The following is an 18,812-nucleotide window of genomic DNA, read 5'->3' as shown; positions in this document are numbered from 1 at the left end:
GCAACGAGAACACGAACGGTCTGCTGCGGCAGTACTTCCCCAAGGGCACCGACCTGTCCCGGCACACCCGCGAGCACCTCGACACCGTGGCAGCCCCCCCAGCACGGCAGACAGCGCCCGCACGGTGGGCTTTCCCCGGCGAGAACTCCGCGATCTGCAACTGGGGGAGTTGACCTCGCGGTGTTGGTGCCCACCGGTCTGCCGAATTCTTTCCGGGCGGGGACCACGAAGAGCGTAGGATTCCGAAATTATCGATCAAGGGCCGTGCCGCCCGGGGGCTCCTTTCCGGAGAAGAGGGTGTCGCGGCCTCTGCTGGCGGGGGACTGTGTGTACTTGGCGCATCTGCGGGTCGAGAACTTCCGGGTCTTCGGACCCGCGGCGCAGGGCGAGGGCGAGCGGAATGATGCGCTGAGCCTGTCGTTCACGGCCGGGACTAATGTGCTCGTGGGGGAGAACGACAGCGGGAAGACGGCGATTGTCGACGCGATCCGGCTGTGCCTGCAGTCCGCAGCATCGGATTACTACCGGGTCTCCCAGGACGACTTCCACCTCGGGAAGGACGGGAGGGCGGAGACCTTCACCATCGGGTGCGCCTTCACCGATCTGTCGACCGAGGAGCAGGCGGTCTTCCTGGAACTGCTCACCCACGACCGCGACGGCGCCGCCTGGTTGTGGGTCACGTTCAAGGCTCAGCGGATGGATCCGCTGCGCAACCGGGTCTCGGTCACCACCCGGACCGGGCCGGACGGCAACGGCCCCGCCCTGGACGGCGCCGCCCGCGAACTCCTGCGCGCCACCTACCTGCGCCCCCTTCGCGATGCAGAGGCGGAACTGCGCTCGGGCCGCGGGTCACGGCTGTCCCAGATCCTCGCCGGCTACCCGGCAATGAAAGACCAGGACATCGACGACTTCGACCCCACCGGTGATGAACCCCCTTCGACCCTGAGGGGAATCCTGCGGCGTGCTGAGTGCGATATCCGCGACAACAAGGCTGTCGCGGAGGTGAGCGAGGACATCAACTCGGCGTACCTGCAGCGGTTCGCGATCGGCGACGACGTCCTGCGCGCCAAGATCAGCGTTGCCACGGATGCGACGCTGGTCCGCGCGCTGGAGCGGCTGGAACTGAACCTCTTCACAGCATCCGACGAGTGGACGCGACGCGGACTCGGTTACAACAACGCCCTGTTCATGGCTGCAGAGCTGCTCCTGCTGGGCAAGAACGAATTGGCTCCCCTGCTGCTGATCGAGGAGCCCGAGGCGCACCTCCACCCCCAGCTGCAGACCCGGATCATGGACCTGCTGCGGGACAAGGCGCAGAAGCCGCAGGAAGGTGACAGGGCGCCTGTGCAGGTCATCCTCACCACCCACAGCCCCAACCTCGCCTCCTCGACGCCGGTCGAGTGCCTGACCCTCGTCGCCCGGGGCCGCACCTTCCCGCTGCGGCGCGGTATGACACGCCTGACCGAGGGAGACTACGCGTTCCTAACCCGGTTCCTGGACGTCACCAAGGCGAACATGTTCTTCGCCCGAGGGCTGGCGATGGTTGAAGGAGACGCCGAGGCGATCTTCCTGCCCGCGCTCGCCGACGCCCTGGGCATGCCCTTCAACGAACACGGAATCAGCGTGGTCAACGTCGGCCACGTCGGCCTGTTCCGCTACAGCCGGGTCTTCCAGCGCGACGGTGAGCAGATCCCGGTTCGCGTGGCCTGTATCCGCGACCGCGATCTAGTACCCGCCGACACTCCCGAAGACATGAGAGGCAAGCTCGTGCGCTGGACCGATATGACGGACAAACAGGTCCACGCATACGTCACGAACCTCACCACCGGCGATGACGGGCCGGTGAAGACGTTCGTGTCCGACTGGTGGACGCTGGAGTACGACCTCGCGGTCACGTCCTGGACCATGGCCAGGCTGATGTACCGCGCGGTCAAGTTGGCATCCGCCGCTGCACGGTCCTGGCCGGACGCCGACAAGACGGAGAAGGCCATCGCACGGGCCGACCGGGTGGTCGACACGTGGATAGGGCAGGGCCTTTCCCTGGAAGAGGCCGCCCTGAAGATCTACCGGCCGCTCAAGCTGGACAACGTCAGCAAGCCGATCACCGCACAGTTCGCCGCCCAGCTGCTCTCCTCGACGCCGCTGACTCACAGCGACGTCCCGCCCTACCTGCTCGATGCTTTCACGTACCTGTGTGACGGGGTGGCCCCGTGACCCGCACCTACTTGTCCGATGCCTTCGCCACCGACAAGGTGGAGGCCATGGTGAAGCTCCTGGGGCTGGACCCGCTCGATGCCGAGCAGTGGGACTTCCTGCAGAGCGAGAGCACCCAAGACCTGCAGGCCGCCCCGGGGTCGGGCAAGACGACCTTGATCGGGCTCAAGCTCGCGTTGATGGCCGACGCGTGGACGTCCCAGACGCGCGGGGTGTGCGTGCTGTCGCACACCAACACGGCCAAGAACGAGATCGCCGACCGAGTGGGCATTCTCGCCGCAGGACGCAGCCTTCTGCGCTATCCACACTTCATCGGCACCATCCAGTCCTTCGTGCACACCTTCCTCGGGCTGCCGGCCGTGCGGGACAGGAAAGTGGAGGTCCGGTCCGTCGACGACGCGGCCTTCGAGACCGCAGCGCTCCGGCTCTTGCAGCGCCCCGAATACTCCACCCTGCGCAGCTATGTGGGGCGCCAGCACGAGGGCACCTCCATCGTCACCGGGGCGACGTTCACCCACCGGGACGGCGAACTCGCGGTCACCGGATCGGCCAGGGATCTGCCCTTCGGCCACCAGTCTTCCAGCGGAAAGCAACTGGACCACCTCAAACGGACTCTGGCACGCCGGGGCATCTTCCGCTTCCAGGACATGTACGCCATCGCCCAGGAGTATCTCGCCCGGCACCCGGGTATCGCCGCTGCGGTCACCACGCGCTTCCCGTTCGTTCTCCTCGACGAAACGCAGGACACCAGCGCCACCCAGCACGAACTGCTGGACCTCGTGTTCGCTTCCTCATCCACCGTCGTGCAGCGGGTGGGCGACACCAACCAGGGCATCTACAGCGACGCGGCCTCCGCAGGCGGGCCCGCCTCGCTGTTCCCGCTGCCGGGGGCCCCGGAGCTGCAGGTCAGCCGCCGCTTCGGACCGCAGATCGCGGCCGTGGCCAGCCGCCTGGCCGTCCGGCGACCCCAGCAGGTCCGCGGAGCCGGCCCCGACGGCCAGGTGGCGGTTCTGCTGTTCGACGAGACCACGGTGGCCGACGTCGTACCGACCTTCGAGCGCATGGCCGCTGTGACCGTCCCCGAGGACGTCCTGGTGCGGCGTCCACCGCGTGTACTGGGTGCGCGACAGAACCCGAAAACCTCACCTGTCTACCCACAGTCGATCTCCTGCTATCTGCCCGGATACACCCCGACTAGCCGCCCGACGGCCCACCGCACTCTGATAGACGCGGCCCGCGCGGCAAGCGCCCGGTGGAGGTCAGGCCCGGACAGCCACGAAGCGGCCACCGAGTTGTGGAACGCCGTGCGCGCGTCCGTCTCGTCACCGACCGGCGACGGGCTTCCGGCCCTCGGCAGCCTGGAGAGGTCAATGGCGATGACCGGAGGCAGCGTTCGTATCCTGTTGCGTGAACTCCTGCTCAACGCTCACGAGTTCGACGCAGCGAGCTGGGGAGAGGCCACCGAGCAGTTGGCCGTCCAGCTGAAGCTCCTCAATGGCTGCCAACTGCGCCATTCCGAAATGGAATTCACCACCGCTGCTGCGGCAGGCGCGGCTCTCGGACCCGCTCTCGCGGCCGTCGCCGCAGTACCGGCGGCGCGGGCCGTGCCCGGGACCATCCAGAGCGCGAAGGGCGAGACCCACGCGGCAACACTGATCCTGGAGTGCTTGGGGAAGACCGGCAGGAAGTTCGACGTGACTGAGGCGCTGCGCATAATTGCCGAAGGGAGCGACCCGCTGCGGGAACTGAAGAGTGTCCAGGCCGCCGTGCAGCTCGTCTTCGTCGGGGCGACACGCCCCACCCACCTTCTGGTGCTCGCCGCCCACCGCGACCGCAGCAAAAAGTACGCGGATGCGATGACCGGCGCTGGCTGGGACATCCGGGACCTCACCGAGCACTGACCGCAGATGCCCCGCCGTCCCTCCCGGTGCGCGGAAATCCCCTCTGCCGTTCCATGTCCGGTTCGGGAGGGTGCCCCTATATGACACCGGAACCGGAAACCTCTGTCCAGAGTGGGCTCACGTCCCTGGGTGAGGTGGCGTGTCGATATCAGGCAGATGAGGTACGCCCGGAGGAGCTACCGATGATCGCTGCTGAGGCGCTCGCAGCCGGACTGGACACCCCGACGTTGTGCGAGCTTGCCGGTTGGCCTCGCAACGCGGATGCCCGCGACATTCGCGAAGCGTTCGAGCAAGCGCTTGCTGAGGCTGGGATCGGGCTGCCGGATCGGGGTTTGGCACGGCGCCACGCTTTGCGGCGAATGACGGCGAGACTCGTCGCTGGAGAGATGACTCCCGCCGAGTTGGCGACGGACGACTGGTGGGAGACGGAGGCCGAGACCACGGCGGAGCAAGCCTTCGTGGCGCTGATCCCACAGTGCGATTGCTGCCTCGAGTACACGTTGGGGCTTGACCAGCAGACGTGGGCGGCCCAGCTGCGGAACGCCGCCCTCGCCCTGACGTCGTCTCCGCCGATCGACCCAGGATGCTGACTCTGAGAGTAGGAGACGACTTTATGTTCACGTGGTGCCCGTGTAGTCGAGGAAGCGACGGTGAGGATACCTCGGTGGTGTCCGACTTACATCGCCGTGGCGCGCATGGGCGGCGTCACCTCCGCCCGCGGCAGCAGCACCCTGGACTACCTCCGCCGAGATTGGCGATGTTCACGGCGGCGTCGACGTCGCCGAGGTGGGCCTCTGCAAGGCGTGCGAGGTGGATGGCGTGGCCGCGCGGAAAGGCATCGCCGTTGTACGCCACCCCCTCTATCGTGGGCGCTGGAGGCGTCCTCGAAGTGCCGGAGTGCTTGTCGGGGGTCGCCGAGGTTGAGGGCGGAGCTGCGAGGAGCTGGTGGGCTTCGCCGAGGCGGACCATCACTTCTTCGCCGCGCAGTGTCCCCGGACGGCTCGCCGCAGCGGCCGCGCCGGCCGCTTTGGTCGCGGGGTGTTCCCCGGCCGGCTCCGGCACCGGCGGGGGACGACGGCCGGGCGACCATCGGGTTCGTCAACGGAGCCGCTACCGTCTGCCCAGCTCCGAGCTGCGTTGGGTTTCTGGGTAGGGTCGCAATACCCGAGCGGGAGAGGTGACCGCATGAACCACGAGATCGTGATCGCGCAAACGACCAGTGACGACGAGGAGCAGGCGAAGTCCCTCGCCAGAGGCGCTGTTGAGAGCAAGTTGGCAGCGGGCGTCCACATCGATGCGCCCCTCACGGCCTTCTACTGGTGGCAGGGGAAGGTCGAGGCGGCTCAAGAGTGGCGGATCTCCTACATGACGTCGTCGGATCGCCTCCCTGCACTGGAGGCGTGGTTGCACGAGAGGCACCCGTACGACGTTCCTCAGTGGGTCACGCTGCCTGTGACGGGAGGCTCGGAGGCGTACCTGTCCTGGGTCGTCGATGAGACGCACTCATCGTGAGGGTCCGCGATCCAGCGCCCTGCTCTCGTCGAACCTGCGTCCTGGCGCGTGTCACGACGTCGCGAACGTCAGCAGGTGGTGGGCCAGGTCGTGCTCCGTGCCCGGAAGGACAGCGGCGATGGTCTGTGCCCGCTGACGGCCCATGGTGTTCGGCTTCGACTCCGCCGCCGCTGCGAACTGGTGGGCGACGTACGCTCCGCGGTCTACGTCGCCGCCTCGCAGCAGGGCCGATGCCAGATCCCCGAGGACGACCACTCCGGATTCGGCCAGTTCGCCGCCGAGGCGCTCGACTGCGGAGTCGGCTGTGGCCGTCAGCTCCTGACGCTTGAGTTCGCCGAAGACCGAGAGAGCCAGGGAGTCCATCCGGTACGGCGTCACGAAGCGGACCCACGCCTGTTCGCTCATGTGGTCGCCGAAGTCATAGGCGAACTTGGCTTGGTCCAGCGCGCGTAGGGCGCCAGCGGTATCGCCCGACTGAGCAGCCTCTTCTGCGTACCGACCCAGGGCCCATGCTGCCGCGGTCGCGTTGCCGCGTCCGCGTAGGTCTTGAGCTGCCTGCGACAGCATTTCCAACGCCTTCGAGGGGCTGGGCGCGCCGTAACTCGAGTAGCCCAGCGCCAGGGCACGCAGAGGGGGGTGGCCAGCCTTCTTCGCGCACTCCGAGGTCACTCCGTAGTAGGAGGCGGCCTTGTCGTGTTCGCCGAGATCCCAGGCAACCCACCCGGCAAGAGCCGCGGTTTCTCCCGCCGCGATGGTCAGGGCGCGCTCGTGGGTACCGGCGCGGGGAAGCGCTGCGGTAATCGCGTCCAGATGTGCTTCGACGCGGGCCTGCAGACTGGTTGCGCTCTCGCTTAGCTCGTCCAGGTGCAACCGGGCAGCGTGATCAATGAGTACGTCGGCCGACTCAGGGTCGATTTTGGAATTCTTGCTGAGTGCATAGGCGAGACGGCCCCACGGCTCAGCAGCCGCACCCACGACGGCGCCCCCCAACAAGGTTCGGCGCTTCACGTCTTCCAAGTCCTCCGCTTCGGCCCTGCTCTTCTCTCGGCGTCGCGCCCGGGCGGCTTTCGCCTCGCGTAGCAGCGGTTCCAGTGGGACACCGCAGGCCAGAGCGATGCTCCCCAGGGTGTGGTCTGTGGGAACGTTGGCACCCTTCGGATACCTGGCGCGCGAACGCGACCTGGTGAACCTTATCGCCGACCAGTTGAACGCGCCCCGTGCCAAACTGCCCGAGGATCTCCGGCCTGCTCGACCGCCTCAAGGCCACCGACCGTGAGAACGCCCGCCTCAAGAGCTGGGCCCCGCAGCCCGCGCTGCCGAACTTGCCGGGCAGGCCGTCGATGCCGACGGCACCCTCGTCGCCACCGTCACCACGGAGGGCGACACCGACGAGGCTCGATCCCTGCCCAATGCCGCCTTTCGTATGAGGTTCATAATTTGAGCACTCTGGATCACCTGGCAGGCCGGAGCCCTGCGCGCGGGAGGGCATCCCCATGCCGTCCTGACACGGGCGCTATCCACGCGTGGACACCCCAGCCATGCCCAGGCGGGCTGCCTGGCCTGATCCCGTTGATGCAGCGCGCCCACCCTCGTAATGTCTAGCTTTAACGGCGGCTGCTGGAGACGTACCGGGGGTAGCAGCCGCCGTTGAAGCCGGATTACGGAGGCGTCCACGTGTGGGAAGCGGAGAAACGTGGGCGCCACCGCCAGGTGTCCCGAACCCGGTGGCGATGTGAGTGGACGTGCGGATGTGGGGAGACCGGGCGACGGGCGCACGCCGCCTGGGACGCTATCTCGTGGGCTGCCTCAACACCGGCTGCTCGGCCCCGCACACGCCGACGTCACCTGTTCAACCGTCTCGGGGGCCCTACGATTTTATTTTCACATACGTGAGACATCCCCCGGAAACCCGCAAGTCGTTCACTCGAGCGAAATGACAGCGGATTCCCTGGATACGGCACCATCCGGAAGTTCTCCGGAGTCGCAGGTTCCATCAATCAGACCCACAATGGAAGAAATGAGTGACAATCCCACCTCCCACCAAGAGCCATTCGATCCGTTTGCAACCACTGTCCAATCTTCGGAACAGGCACCTTTTGTGCACCAGTAAAAAATATCCCCATCAAGCGAAGAGCCCCATGGGATTAGCCCATTCGCCGCCGGATAGGGCGACCAACCTTCAGCCTCCCCGCTGTCGGCAAGATCTTTTAGCGTTTCCAAATAGTAGTTCACCGCACCAAGGTATGCATCCTCGTCTCCTGGAGCTGGCACCCACAATCGGAGAAATTCTCCGATTTCAAGGGCGGGAAAAGATCGAGCCAACTCCTTGAAGTCTTCAGGAAGACTCGTACCGAGAAGGTGATCGATTTTCTCGAAGTTAACCGCCCGACCAGAGGGGACCACGTGCTCCGAAAGGCCGGGAAGTGCGCGAACCAAGCCATCTACATTCAGCATGTCGTTTGCCGATCCTGAACATTCTTGACTGTTGCATCGAAAAGAACGCCCCGATCCGCCCGCGCAGTCATTCTTATGCCACCGGGGAAGATCGCGATGCAGCCCGGACCGCATGACGTCAATCACCAAAGCAGTCCTCACACTGGAGAGGCAAGGCTGCAAACGCTCACTGGGTGATCGCTGACCGCGCCCGCCGATCCACCAGGGCGGAGCATTCCGGACAGTCGGAGACGACCGGGTGCACGCAGTGCACCAGGTGAGCCAAGTACCGGTCAGCCAGTTCGAGGTGCGTGATGTGTTCGGCGATCCGGGCGCGCTTCGCGTTGATCAGACCGATGCGGTCGGCCCGTTCACCCGCGACAAGTACACCGATTTCGGCGAGTGAAAGCCCTGCCCGCTGGCCGATCTGGATGAGGCGGGCCCGGCCGACTGTCCGGTCGTCGTAGACGCGATGCCCGGAGGGCAGCCGCCGCGGTGTGAGCAGTCCGATGTCCTCCCAGTGTCGCAGGACATGGGTGGCCACCCCGAGCAGGGCAGCCGCACCGCCGATCTTCAACTCCACTGCGGACATCACACTCCTTTACTTCAGGTCGGCCTGAAGTTATACCGTCCCGTCATCGAACCCACCACCCGATAGTGAGAGGGACGAAGCTGCTGTGTCCGACGCTGTGAGATCACCGACGCTGGCCGCATGCTGTGGCGCGGTCGCGAGCCTGGCCACGGGACTTGTTCGTCCCCGACGCCCCGACCAGCGGTTTCTGCTCGGCTTGACCGACGCGGGGTTACCGGACACGGCGGTGTCGGTCGTTGTGTCCGCACTTCGACAGGTGCCACGGTCTGTGCCCACCGCACTGATCGTGGAAGGGCTGCGACAGCCGCGGCGCATCGCGAATTCGCTGCTGTCGTTCGTGATCACCCACCCGGAAGCGACGTTCATCGTGGATCCGGGTGTCTGCCTGGATGTCGACAGCCGCGCCGTTGCGGAACTGCCCGCGTTCCTGCGGTTCGCGGTGCGTCCCCCGGCCGACACCGTCGCCACCGTCACCGCGCTGCGTGAGCGGCCGGGGCCCGGCCTGGATTTCGCGCTGCCGACGCACACGCATTGGGACCACGTGTGCGGACTCCTCGATCTTCCCGAACTGCCGGTACATCTGCACCGCCGCGAACACGACTGGGTCGTGCGAGGCTCGGTCGCGCCCGTTGGTGGTGTCCGCGAGGCCCTGCGCGGCCGGGGCATTGTTCAGTACGAACTGGACGGCCCGCCGATTCTCACGTTCGCCGCCAGCCACGACCTCTTCGGCGACGGTTCCGTCGTGCTCGTCGACCTCGCGGGACACACCCCTGGCAGCATCGGAGTTCTGGCGCACACGGCAACGGGCTGGGTGCTGCTCGCCGGTGACGCTGCGTGGCACACCGACCAGATCGACCTCATCCGGCAGAAGGCCGGCTACCCCGGCGGGCTCGCCGACGAAGATCGGCACGAGACCTTCCGGACGCTGCACCGTCTGCACGCCGCCAAGGGCCGAGTCACGATCATCCCGACGCACGACCATCGCGCGGCCCAGCAGTTGCCGACTTGATCACTCAGAGGAACTCCCGCGGGAACACCGGCTGTCGTCCGGTGCACAAGGGCCGATCCGATTCCGGTACTCCTGCCCTGCGGGCGAGGAACAGCGGCTTCGTTCCTCCGGACTCCCGCCGGCTCCTTTCCGGACGACGCGCGAGTCATCCTCTGCATTCTTTCGCTTCCGCCGACTTGATCAACAAGTGTTTTCAACGTGGCCACTGATCGGGTGACGCTGGTCAGATTGGAGGAAGTACGCCGGCACCTCCGTTCGCGCGGAGGTGAACCGCTTCTCGGGGGCAGCCCGACCACGCCCGGCACCGGCACCCCGCGCGCGGGGGTACCCGCTCGCCACACGCTGGATGGTCCGGTGCGGCGGTACTGGTGGTCCCGGCGTTGCGGCGATCGCCCCGACGGGCCCGCGGACCCTGTACCGCACCGTCGTTTCGTCTCCATAGCACTGCGGAGCGCTTCGGCGGAAGAGATGTCCCTTCGATGGGGTGGTATTGCCCGGACCGCTTGTGCGCGGTTGCGGTTCGCGGTGATGGTCGGGGAAGGCGGCCGCCCGGCTTCCTCTCCGCCATGGGGCGGTGATCGTCAGGTACGGGTGGGAGGGTTTCGGTGCTGGTGGATGTGGTGCGTGAGTCCGCGACGGCGGGGCGAGTGGTGCTGTGGGAGGAGTCGGCCCGGGACGGCGCGCAGGCAAAGACGCTGATGTCGGCGCGGGCCAGGGTCCGGCTGGCGTGTGCGACCGGAGGGGTCTTCGGCCGGGACGGGGCGCGGCACGTCGTGTTCGCAGCCGGTTTTCCCGCGGTGTGCGCGGAGGAGTTCGAGGCCGTGCGCCAGGTCGCGGTGGAGGCGGAAGGCGCGGTGAGTGTGGCGGCGGTGTGCCGGGGGGCGGTGCGGGATGTGGAGCAAGCGGTCGCGTCGGTGCGCGGCAGCCGTCACGCGCGGGTGATGGTGGTGGTACCGGCCTCGGAGGCCATGGCGCGGGTGATGGTCCACCGCCCGGCCGCCGAAGCCCTCCGGGCCGGGGTCGATCTGGTCAAGCGGGCCCGCGACCTGGACCAGGAGGTGGCAGTCGATGTGTGCCTGGCCGATGCTTCCCGCGCCGACCACGCGCTGATGGGCGCCTTCGCCGGGGAGCTGACCGCCGCCGGTGCCGGACTCGTCGTCTTGGCGGACACCGTCGGCGCTCAGTTGCCCGACGCCTGCCGGCAGATGTTCACCGCGGTCGGGACCGCAGCGGGCGGGGACACCGTACTCGCCTCCCATCTGCACAACGACCTCGGACTCGGCCTGGCCAACAGTCTGCGGGCCCTGGCCTGCGGGGTGCGGGTGATCTCCTCCTCCTGGCTGGGCATCGCGGAGCGCGCCGGCCTCGTCGCGACCGAGCAGTTGCTGTTCCTCCTCGCCCGGCACGCGCCCGAACTCCTCGGCACCGACGCCGTACCGTGGTGGACCGAACCGGACCTGACCCGGCTGCCGGGCATCGCGGAGATGGTCGCGGAGGAGACCGGGGTGCCACTGTCGGTGACCACCCCGATCGTCGGGACCGGGGTGGGCACCCTTTCCACCGGCACGCCCTTCGTCCACCCTGAGCTGTTCCAGCCCTACGACCCCCATCAGGTCCTGGGCATCGAGCCGCGCACGGTGCTGACCCAGCTGGCCAGCGCCCGCGTCGCCACCGCGGTCGCCGCCCGCCTCGGCCACGCCCTCGATGAGGACCAGGCACGTGCGGCGATGGCCTGGGCCAAGCGACGGGCCTTCGCCACCGGACGGCCCGTCATCGACGATGCCGCGTTCGACGCCTACCTCCAGGGCCTCACCCACACCACCGCCGGGAGCAGGCCGTGACCCGCACCGCGGAACCCGCATCCCGGCCCCCGGCCGACTTCACCATCGTGCGCGATGCCTTCGCCGCGGGCGGGGCGGTCGTCCTGCCCAACCCGGCACCACTGACCCATGTCGTCTCCGCCACCCGCCCCCGCGCCGTCAACCAGGCCAAGGGCCGGAACGCCGACCAGCCGGTCGCCCTGTGGGCCCATCACCCCGGCACCCTGGACACGCTCGACCGGCTGTGGGACCTCACACCGCCGGACAGGATGCTGGCACACCGGCTGCTCGGCGATGAACACCTCACCGTCCTTCTGCCGCTCACGCCCGGCGCGGAAGGTCCGGCCTGGTTGGCCCCGGCCCGGAAGGACGGCTGGGTCCTGCTGTTCGGAGCCCGCTGGCAGCCTCTGCGGCCCCTGCTGGACGAATACCCGATGCTGTACGTCTCCAGCGCCAACCGCACCGGGCACCCGCCCGCCGCCACCACCGAGGAAGCGCTCGCCATGTTCCCCGCGACCGTCCCCGTCCTGGACCTGCCGCAACCGGACGCCGGACTGAGCGGGTCAGAGCGGCAGGCGACGACGACGGTGCGCCTGCACCCCGACGGCCGGCTCGAACTGCACCGGCACGGAGCCCAGGACCACCAGCACGGCAGCGTGGACGCCTACCTGCGCCACCTGCGTGCCCGGTACACAGCCACACGGTAAGCCGCCGTGGCACCCGTGCGCGTGAAAACGGAGTCGGTACTCCGCCTGGCCGTCAGGGCCGCCTGTTGGGCGCGGCCCTGACGGCATGTCGGCGGTGTGGGGCCCGTACCTCGCTCTGCGGCTCTCTGTCAGCAGGCGCCGAGGTCCTGCCAGGCACCCCACTCGCCCGTGGTGCCGGGCGTCTCGTTCTGCGTCCACCACTTGGCCTTCCAGGTGTGGCCTGCGTACGAGACCGTGTTGCCCGCGGTGTAGACGGCGCCGCTGCTCCACGTTGCCGCGGAGCAGTTGCCGGCCGGCGGGGGAGTGGTCGGAGGCGCGGTCGTCGGAGTGGTCGTCGGCGGGGTGACTCCGGCGAACTTCACCGAGTACTTGGCGAAGTCCCAGTCCGACTGGGCCACGCTGCTGCATGTGCCGGATGTCTTACCGTTGTTGTCGGGCGGGGTGCACTGGCGGTCGCGGTTGAGGGACCAGAACGTGAAGCGATCCATGTGGTGGCTGGTGGCGTAGTCCAGAACCGTCTGGAAATCCGCCTGACTGAAGTACTCACCGGTGTCGCTGCGGCCGTTCATCCCGGAGAACCCCTGGTGCGCGTACGCGGTTGCCGCGTCCCAGCCGAAGGTTGACTGCAGGATGGAGTTGAAGTTCGTCAGGGCGCTCGTCTGCGCGGCCGCGCCGTTGAACCCGCCGTCGAAGGGCATGATCGAGAAGTTGTTCGGCGTGAAGCCCTGCGCCTTGGCCTCGTTGAGCATCTGCTTGCCGAACCAGCCGGTTCCGTCGGCGGTTCCCGCGGTGGTGACCGAGACGTAGAGCCCTGGGTTGTTCTTCTGGAGGATCTTGGCCGCGCCGATTTCATGGGAGATGGCGGCCGCGTTCTCGTACTCCGGCTCCTCCAGGTCGAAGTCGATCGCCTTCAGCTGGTACTTGGTGATGACCTGCTGGTACGCGGCCGCGGTGGACGCCGAGTCGGAACAGGCCTGGCCGAGCTTGGTTCCCCCGTACCCGCCGATGGAGACCGATACGTCGCCGCCCTTGGCGCGAATCGCGCTGATGACCGAACCCACCGCCGTGTCGGACGAGACCGGTGACGTCCCGTCCCATGTCGGGCTGCAGCCGCCCCCGTTGGGTGCGAGGACGAACGCCAGCTGGAACGCCTTGAGTCCGGTGGCGTCCATGATGGCGGCCGCGTCCGGCGGGTTGTTGTCGTGCGGCATCAGATACGGCGCGGCGGCGTACCACCGGTCACTGAGTGTGGTGGCGGACGCGCCCGAAGCCTGCTGGGCGGTGAACGCCGCGAGTCCGGCGGTGGTCAGTGCCGCGGTTGCGACACCGCAGAGCAGAGCGCGAAGACGCTTCATGGGGGACTCCTGTCGGGATAGGTGTGGCCAGAATCGATTGATGACGCATGCACGTCAATGCTTTGGCCTAGACCATTGCCCTCTCTTGGAAAACGCGCAGCCGGGACAGGCGTGGGTGGTGGCTGGTCCGGGCCCGGCTGCGGGGCCCGCGGAACCAAGGCGGGTGTGGGGGCAAGGCTTTGCACCGCGAACACCACGCTCGTCGGCCCGCCGTCTGCCTCCGGGCCGTGTCGGCCTGACGGCCGCTACACGCTCCACGCCGGGGTAGACGGCGGTGACCAGCCCGATCTACAGGACGGAGCGGCCGGAACGTGGCCATCACTACCACCGGTGCGGTGTACGGGTGTCTGGGTCTGGGGGCGCTCCTCGCGGCAGTGCTCCCCCGACTGCTGTCGCGGCGGCCGGTCTCACCACCCATGGTGTTCCTCGCGTCCGGGCTCCTCGTGTACGCGCTGCCGCTGCCCCTCCCGCTGCCGCGGGTGGACCCGACGGAGCATCGGGCGTGGGCAGAGCACCTCACCGAACTCTGCGTCATCGCCTCCCTGATGGGTGCGGGTCTCGCCATCGACCGGCCGCTCGGGCGGCGCTCCTGGCGCACCACCTGGCGTCTGCTCGGTGTGGCGATGCCGCTCGCCATCGCTGTCACCGCGTTGGTGGCCTGGTGGCTGCTGGACTGGCCGCCGTACGTCGCGCTCCTGCTCGCCGCCGTGCTGGCGCCCACGGACCCGGTGCTCGCCTCCGAGGTGCGTGTGGGGGAGCCGTCGGACCACGAGTACGACGAGGACGAGGTGCGCTTCGCGCTGACGAGCGAGGCCGGCCTCAACGACGGGCTGGCCTTCCCGTTCGTTCTGGGCGCCCTCGCGCTCGCCGCGGCCGGTGGCGGTCTGTCGACCGGCTGGATCGTGCACTGGGCGTGGAGCGACGTACTTCTCAGGCTCGTGGTCGGGGTGGCGGTGGGAGTGGGAATAGGCCTGCTGCTGGGCCGTGTCCTCTTCCACGCCGCTGCCAGACCGCTGAGGCTCGCGGAGCACGGCGAGGGCTTCGTCGCGCTGGCGGTGACCCTCACCTCCTACGGCATCGCCGAATCACTGCACGGCTACGGGTTCCTGGCTGTCTTCGCGGCGGCCTGCACGCTGCGCAGCCGGGAGCGGGGCCATGAGTACCATCGGGTGCTACACGAGTTCATCGAGCAGATGGAGCGGCTGCTGATGGCGGTGCTCCTCTTCGCGACGGGCGCCTTCATCGCGACGGGCGCCCTGGCCCATCTCACCTGGCAGGGTGCGGTGACGGGTTTGCTGCTGCACCTGCTGATACGGCCGCTGACCTCCTGGGCCGCCCTGCTGCGGGGCCCCGGCTCGCGGAAGGAACGGCTGGTCACCTCGTTCCTCGGCATCCGCGGCATAGGCTCGTTCTTCTATCTCGCCTACGCCTGCGGCCGGGGTGGTTTCGGAGCCTGGGAGGACGAGTTGTGGGCAGTCGTGGTCTTCACCGTGCTCGTCTCCGTCGTACTCCACGGCGCTGCGGCCACTCCGATCACCGCGCACCTGGACCGGAAGAACGGCGAGGAAAGCGGCGAGGAAAGCGGCGAGGACACCGGTGTCCCGAGCACCGCCCCCGAGGCCCGGTCCGACGGCCTCGACAGCGACGAAGCGCCTCGCGAACGAGTCTGAGCGCCGCGCGCGTTACTCCGTCGGTGGCTCGTGATCCGGAGAGGCGCCGCAGCGCAGGCATGAAGAAGGGCGCTCGCCCGTAGTCAGGGCTGCGGGAGCGCGTCATCGTATGGGCCGGCGACGGGGAGGCGCCGGTGTGGGCACCACCGACCCGATGACCCGGCCCGGACCGGGGACGTGGCCGCGCGGTGAGCGGGGGCCGCACAACGGCGTCGCGAGTGCCACGGTGGGCCCCGGTCGGTGGCTGTCCTCCAGAGCGGCACGGGCCTCGGTGAGCCCGTCGACGGCGGTGTCGAGCGCCTCGGGCGGGAGTGTGCAGGGGCGGCCCAGGGCTCGGTCCGGGGACAGTGAAAGCCCGCATTCGGCTCATGCCCTCGTGTTGCTCATGTCAGATTTCGATGGGTTCGCTATTCTTCGCTGTCATTTACATATATCTGGTCATCGTGGGCTGGACGGACGCCGAAGGGCCTCGATGCGATCGGCGCAGGAGGTGCGGTGATGCGATGGCGTCGATGGGTGAACGGGATGACCCGTTCACCGAGCGCCCTGCCACTGGCGGTCTTGCTGGGCATCGCGGTTGTGGACGCGGCCACTGGCCCTGAGTACAACCTGCTGCCCGTGTATGCCGCCGGACCTGCGGTGGCTTCGGCACGAGGGCCCGTGCGGAACGTCGTGGTCATGGGGGCGCCGGCCGTTCTCCTGTGCCTGCTGTTCGCATGGAAGGCCGACCGCTTCGGCGAGCTGCGGATGCGCGTCGCGCTCGCCGCGATCGCCTACGTCACTCTGGCATCCGCCTTTGCGGCGTGGTCCCGCGTGAAGACCGAGCGACGTCTCGTCGATGTGCGGGAAGTGGCCGAGACCTTGGAGGACGTGCTCTTCACGCCCGTACCGCCGGTCATCGGGCCCGTCCGCATCGGAGCCTCGTACATCTCCGCCAGCCGCGCCACCCGCATCGGAGGGGACCTCTACGACGCGGTGGCATCCCCCGACGGCGTCCGCCTGATCATCGCCGACGTCCAGGGCAAGGGGCTGGTCACCGTCCGCTGCGCCGCCGCGGTGCTGGCCGCCTTCCGGGAAACCGGCCCCGACTTCGAAGATCTCGCGGACGTGGAACGCCGCATCGAGTCCGCCCTGGAACGCCGAACGGACGGCCAGCGGTTCGTGACCGGCATCCTCGCCCGGATCAGCCCCTCCGGGCAGCTCATCGCGTTCAACCACGGCCACCCCCCACCCCTCCTGCACACCCGTGACGGCAGTACCAGGTTCGTGGAGTCGGACGATCCCGTACCTCCGTTCGGTCTGAGCGCACTGATGGGCGGGGCCCACCAAGAAAGCGTCAACCGGCTCACCCTGCGTGCCGGGGACCGGCTCTTCTTCTACACCGATGGCCTCAGCGAGGCGCGAGACGGAGAGGGCGACTTCTACCCAGTGGGCGAGAGGGTGGCACCACTGCTGGGCGAAGGTGATCCAGGAGAAGTCCTGAGCCGGATCCGGGCCGATGTCGCGGCCTTCACCGGAGCGCCACCGGACGACGATTCCGCCCTGCTCCTCATCGAGTTCGACCCGCAGCCGGACGACGACGAAGCCCGGGGCAGCTTGATGGCGAACCCGCGGCACGACCTTCCCAGCCCGTGACCACGCACCTCGGTGAGGGGGCCACCTGGTTGGTCCTCGGACGATGAGCCGGGCGAACGGCGAGGGGAGGGCACGGCTGCGAGCAGAACTGATGCCGACCGCCGGATGATCTCCGGGTGGGCGCCGGTCCAGCCCATGCACTCCGCCGAAGAGGGCAAGCCGCTGCCGAGGCGGTCCTTTCGTCATCTGCCCCCACGGCAAAGCGCCTTGGCGCTCACAGGCGGCCACTCCGCTCCACGAGCCCTTGTGGACAGGGTGGTTGAAGAGGCGGAAAGTTCCTGAGGATGCTCGTGAATGCCATGTGACAGGGGTGGGTAGCCTGCGTTCGCCAGCAGATCGGCGTGCTGTTCCGACGACTCGCCGGGTCCGAACGAGCTGCGTGACACCCCGGGAGGAGGTGCAGGGATGAAGCTCCTCTTCGCCATCCGTAACAAGGTCGCGGCCAACAAGAGCCTCAAGGCGAGCGCTTGGTACATCTGGTACTGAGCGGGACGCTCGGCGCCATGTTGCCGAGAGACAACGTTGTCCGGCACCCCGCTCCCGCGGAGCGCCGGACAACGGTCAGCCGCACTGTTCCTTCAGCATCTTCTTCCCCCCGCAGCGGAGCCACGATGTCGCCGTCATCCACAGTGCGCCCGCGCACCACCGTGTTCGCCCCCCGCTTGGCCGCGCTTCTCGACGAGCACGTGGGCCAGGACGTCTTCCGGCTGGAGCCGGACACGATCGGGGTCGCCGGGGTCGGGGTCGCCGACCGCATCCTTTCCGCTCGCCGGGCCAATGAGACGGAACGCCCGACCTTCAAACCCCTGCACGGTCGTTCCATAGCGCGCGGTGAGGCTTCCGCCGTCACCCGCACGATCGGCAACGACGTACGCGTGGCACTGGCCGCCTACGAGCCGCGGAACGTGGACCTCTCCGGGTCCTGGCCGCTGACCGGGCACCTCTTCCTGCGCGACCTCATCCTGGGGCAGGACCCGTACCGGTTGCGCCTGCTCATGAGCCGCTACCTCGAACTGACGCCCAAACTCACCTGGTCGGTCATCGCGCTCGGCGCCGCCCTGCCCGGCTGGCCCCGGCCGGGCGACCGGCTCACCGGGCTCGGCGCGCGGGCGGCGGAGGCCACCGGCTACCAGAACCGCCGGTACGCGATGGGCATGTACCGACGAGCGGCGGCCCCGGTCTGCTTCACCGTCTCCACCCTCGTCGCCAACGCGCTCTGGCTCGGGTCGCCCTTCGACGACAGCACGCCCAACCGGAACCTCATCCATGAGGCGTTGCGGCTGCTGCCGCCGTCCTGGAACCTCCTGCGCAACGCCTCGCCGGAATACCCCGCCATCGACGACCGGATCGGCGAGCACGACGACGTCCTGCTGCTGCCCCTGCTGTCCCACCGCGACCCTGCCCTGTGGGACGATCCGGACAGCTTCCGTCCGGAACGCTGGAACGATCTCGATCCCGACACCGCTCCCGGCTACCTGCCGTTCGGTCACTCGTCCGAGCGCTGCTGGGGCCGGCACATGGTGATGCCCCTCGCCGAACTCCTGCTCGACCTCATCCGCGGCTCGGGTCTCGTGGTCGATCCGGACCAGCTGACCGGCAAGGTGCCTCTCCTCGGCCTGTTGGGCGTGGAGGATGTGCGGCTGATACGGCCGTACCGCGTCTGACCCTTCACGAGCCTCGTGGTGGCCAGAGTGCGGGTCACGCCTCGGTGATCCGGGTCAGTCGTCTCGCCCCGACCGGCCAGTGATCACGACTCGGTACGCGCCCCCTTCACGGTCGCCCCGGAGGTTCCGCGTGGCCCCCGGTCGGGCAACCACAAGCGGCGGCGACAAGCCAGGTGGGCCGGACGCCGCCGCGGTGGCTTCCGGCGTGCTCAGCCGGTGATGACGATGCTGATCGGTCCGGAGATGCTGGTGACTCCTTGGGGGGTGGCGCATTGGAGGAGGTTGGGCGCGAGGTAGGTC

14 protein-coding genes and 1 pseudogene are annotated in these 18,812 nt (G+C 68.2%); 11 read left to right on the top strand and 4 right to left on the bottom strand.

Annotated elements, in window-relative coordinates; all coding sequences use genetic code 11:
* The first annotated feature begins 264 nt into the window (after window positions 1-264).
* The 4 genes from ACWCSV_RS33745 to cutA all read left to right on the top strand — a co-directional run bounded on the left by ACWCSV_RS33745 (window position 265) and on the right by cutA (window position 5,627).
* On the top strand, window positions 265-2,214 hold the full coding sequence (locus ACWCSV_RS33745) for an ATP-dependent nuclease (protein ID WP_451148927.1): 1,950 nt from the start codon (window positions 265-267) through the stop codon (window positions 2,212-2,214).
* Window positions 2,211-4,115, top strand: a complete 1,905-nt coding sequence (locus ACWCSV_RS33740; RefSeq protein WP_451148925.1) for a UvrD-helicase domain-containing protein — start codon at window positions 2,211-2,213, stop codon at window positions 4,113-4,115. Before ACWCSV_RS33745 ends, ACWCSV_RS33740 begins: the two co-directional genes overlap by 4 nt.
* A 182-nt stretch (window positions 4,116-4,297) precedes the next feature.
* Complete coding sequence (locus tag ACWCSV_RS33735) at window positions 4,298-4,705, top strand: hypothetical protein (RefSeq protein WP_451148923.1); 408 nt, start codon at window positions 4,298-4,300, stop codon at window positions 4,703-4,705.
* 595 nt (window positions 4,706-5,300) lie between these two features.
* A complete protein-coding gene (gene cutA, locus ACWCSV_RS33730; RefSeq protein WP_451148921.1) occupies window positions 5,301-5,627 on the top strand; it encodes a divalent-cation tolerance protein CutA in 327 nt (108 codons plus the stop codon).
* Between the two features lie 51 nt (window positions 5,628-5,678).
* On the opposite strand, the pseudogene ACWCSV_RS33725 reads toward cutA, so the two are convergent.
* The 3 genes and pseudogenes from ACWCSV_RS33725 to ACWCSV_RS33715 all read right to left on the bottom strand — a co-directional run.
* Window positions 5,679-6,791 (bottom strand): annotated as a pseudogene (locus tag ACWCSV_RS33725) (transcriptional regulator); the annotation flags it as partial.
* Between the two features lie 756 nt (window positions 6,792-7,547).
* On the bottom strand, window positions 7,548-8,081 hold the full coding sequence (locus ACWCSV_RS33720) for a hypothetical protein (protein WP_451148919.1): 534 nt from the start codon (window positions 8,079-8,081) through the stop codon (window positions 7,548-7,550).
* Between the two features lie 166 nt (window positions 8,082-8,247).
* A complete protein-coding gene (locus tag ACWCSV_RS33715) occupies window positions 8,248-8,652 on the bottom strand; it encodes a MerR family transcriptional regulator (protein WP_451148917.1) in 405 nt (134 codons plus the stop codon).
* A 268-nt stretch (window positions 8,653-8,920) separates the two neighbouring features.
* Here ACWCSV_RS33715 and ACWCSV_RS33710 point away from each other — a divergent pair, with 268 nt between their 5' ends.
* The 3 genes from ACWCSV_RS33710 (at window position 8,921) to ACWCSV_RS33700 (ending at window position 12,188) form a co-directional block, all read left to right on the top strand.
* Window positions 8,921-9,661 (top strand): MBL fold metallo-hydrolase, encoded by a 741-nt coding sequence (locus ACWCSV_RS33710; protein WP_451148915.1) that lies wholly within the window; start codon window positions 8,921-8,923, stop codon window positions 9,659-9,661.
* Between the two features lie 605 nt (window positions 9,662-10,266).
* Window positions 10,267-11,502, top strand: a complete 1,236-nt coding sequence (locus ACWCSV_RS33705) for a 2-isopropylmalate synthase (protein WP_451148913.1) — start codon at window positions 10,267-10,269, stop codon at window positions 11,500-11,502.
* Window positions 11,499-12,188 carry a Sua5/YciO/YrdC/YwlC family protein gene (locus ACWCSV_RS33700; RefSeq protein ID WP_451148911.1) on the top strand — a complete coding sequence of 230 codons (690 nt, stop codon included), beginning with the start codon at window positions 11,499-11,501 and terminating at the stop codon, window positions 12,186-12,188. Before ACWCSV_RS33705 ends, ACWCSV_RS33700 begins: the two co-directional genes overlap by 4 nt.
* Window positions 12,189-12,316: 128 nt before the next feature.
* On the opposite strand, the gene ACWCSV_RS33695 is transcribed toward ACWCSV_RS33700, so the two are convergent.
* Complete coding sequence (locus tag ACWCSV_RS33695) at window positions 12,317-13,543, bottom strand: carbohydrate-binding protein (protein WP_451148909.1); 1,227 nt, start codon at window positions 13,541-13,543, stop codon at window positions 12,317-12,319.
* Between the two features lie 311 nt (window positions 13,544-13,854).
* Here ACWCSV_RS33695 and ACWCSV_RS33690 point away from each other — a divergent pair, with 311 nt between their 5' ends.
* From ACWCSV_RS33690 to ACWCSV_RS33675, 4 genes are all read left to right on the top strand, one after another.
* Window positions 13,855-15,213 carry a cation:proton antiporter gene (locus ACWCSV_RS33690; RefSeq protein WP_451148907.1) on the top strand — a complete coding sequence of 453 codons (1,359 nt, stop codon included), beginning with the start codon at window positions 13,855-13,857 and terminating at the stop codon, window positions 15,211-15,213.
* A gap of 678 nt (window positions 15,214-15,891) precedes the next feature.
* Window positions 15,892-16,848: a PP2C family protein-serine/threonine phosphatase gene (locus ACWCSV_RS33685; RefSeq protein WP_451148905.1), complete on the top strand. Its 957-nt coding sequence runs from the start codon at window positions 15,892-15,894 to the stop codon at window positions 16,846-16,848.
* Between the two features lie 405 nt (window positions 16,849-17,253).
* Window positions 17,254-17,334: a tryptorubin family RiPP precursor gene (locus ACWCSV_RS33680; RefSeq protein WP_451148929.1), complete on the top strand. Its 81-nt coding sequence runs from the start codon at window positions 17,254-17,256 to the stop codon at window positions 17,332-17,334.
* A gap of 125 nt (window positions 17,335-17,459) precedes the next feature.
* Window positions 17,460-18,512, top strand: a complete 1,053-nt coding sequence (locus ACWCSV_RS33675; protein WP_451148903.1) for a cytochrome P450 — start codon at window positions 17,460-17,462, stop codon at window positions 18,510-18,512.
* The last annotated feature ends 300 nt before the right edge of the window (window positions 18,513-18,812 follow it).

The sequence above is a fragment of the Streptomyces sp. NPDC001770 genome (genome assembly GCF_053596135.1).
Note: the sequence above shows the minus strand (reverse complement) of the source record. Positions and strands in the feature narration are given on the sequence as shown.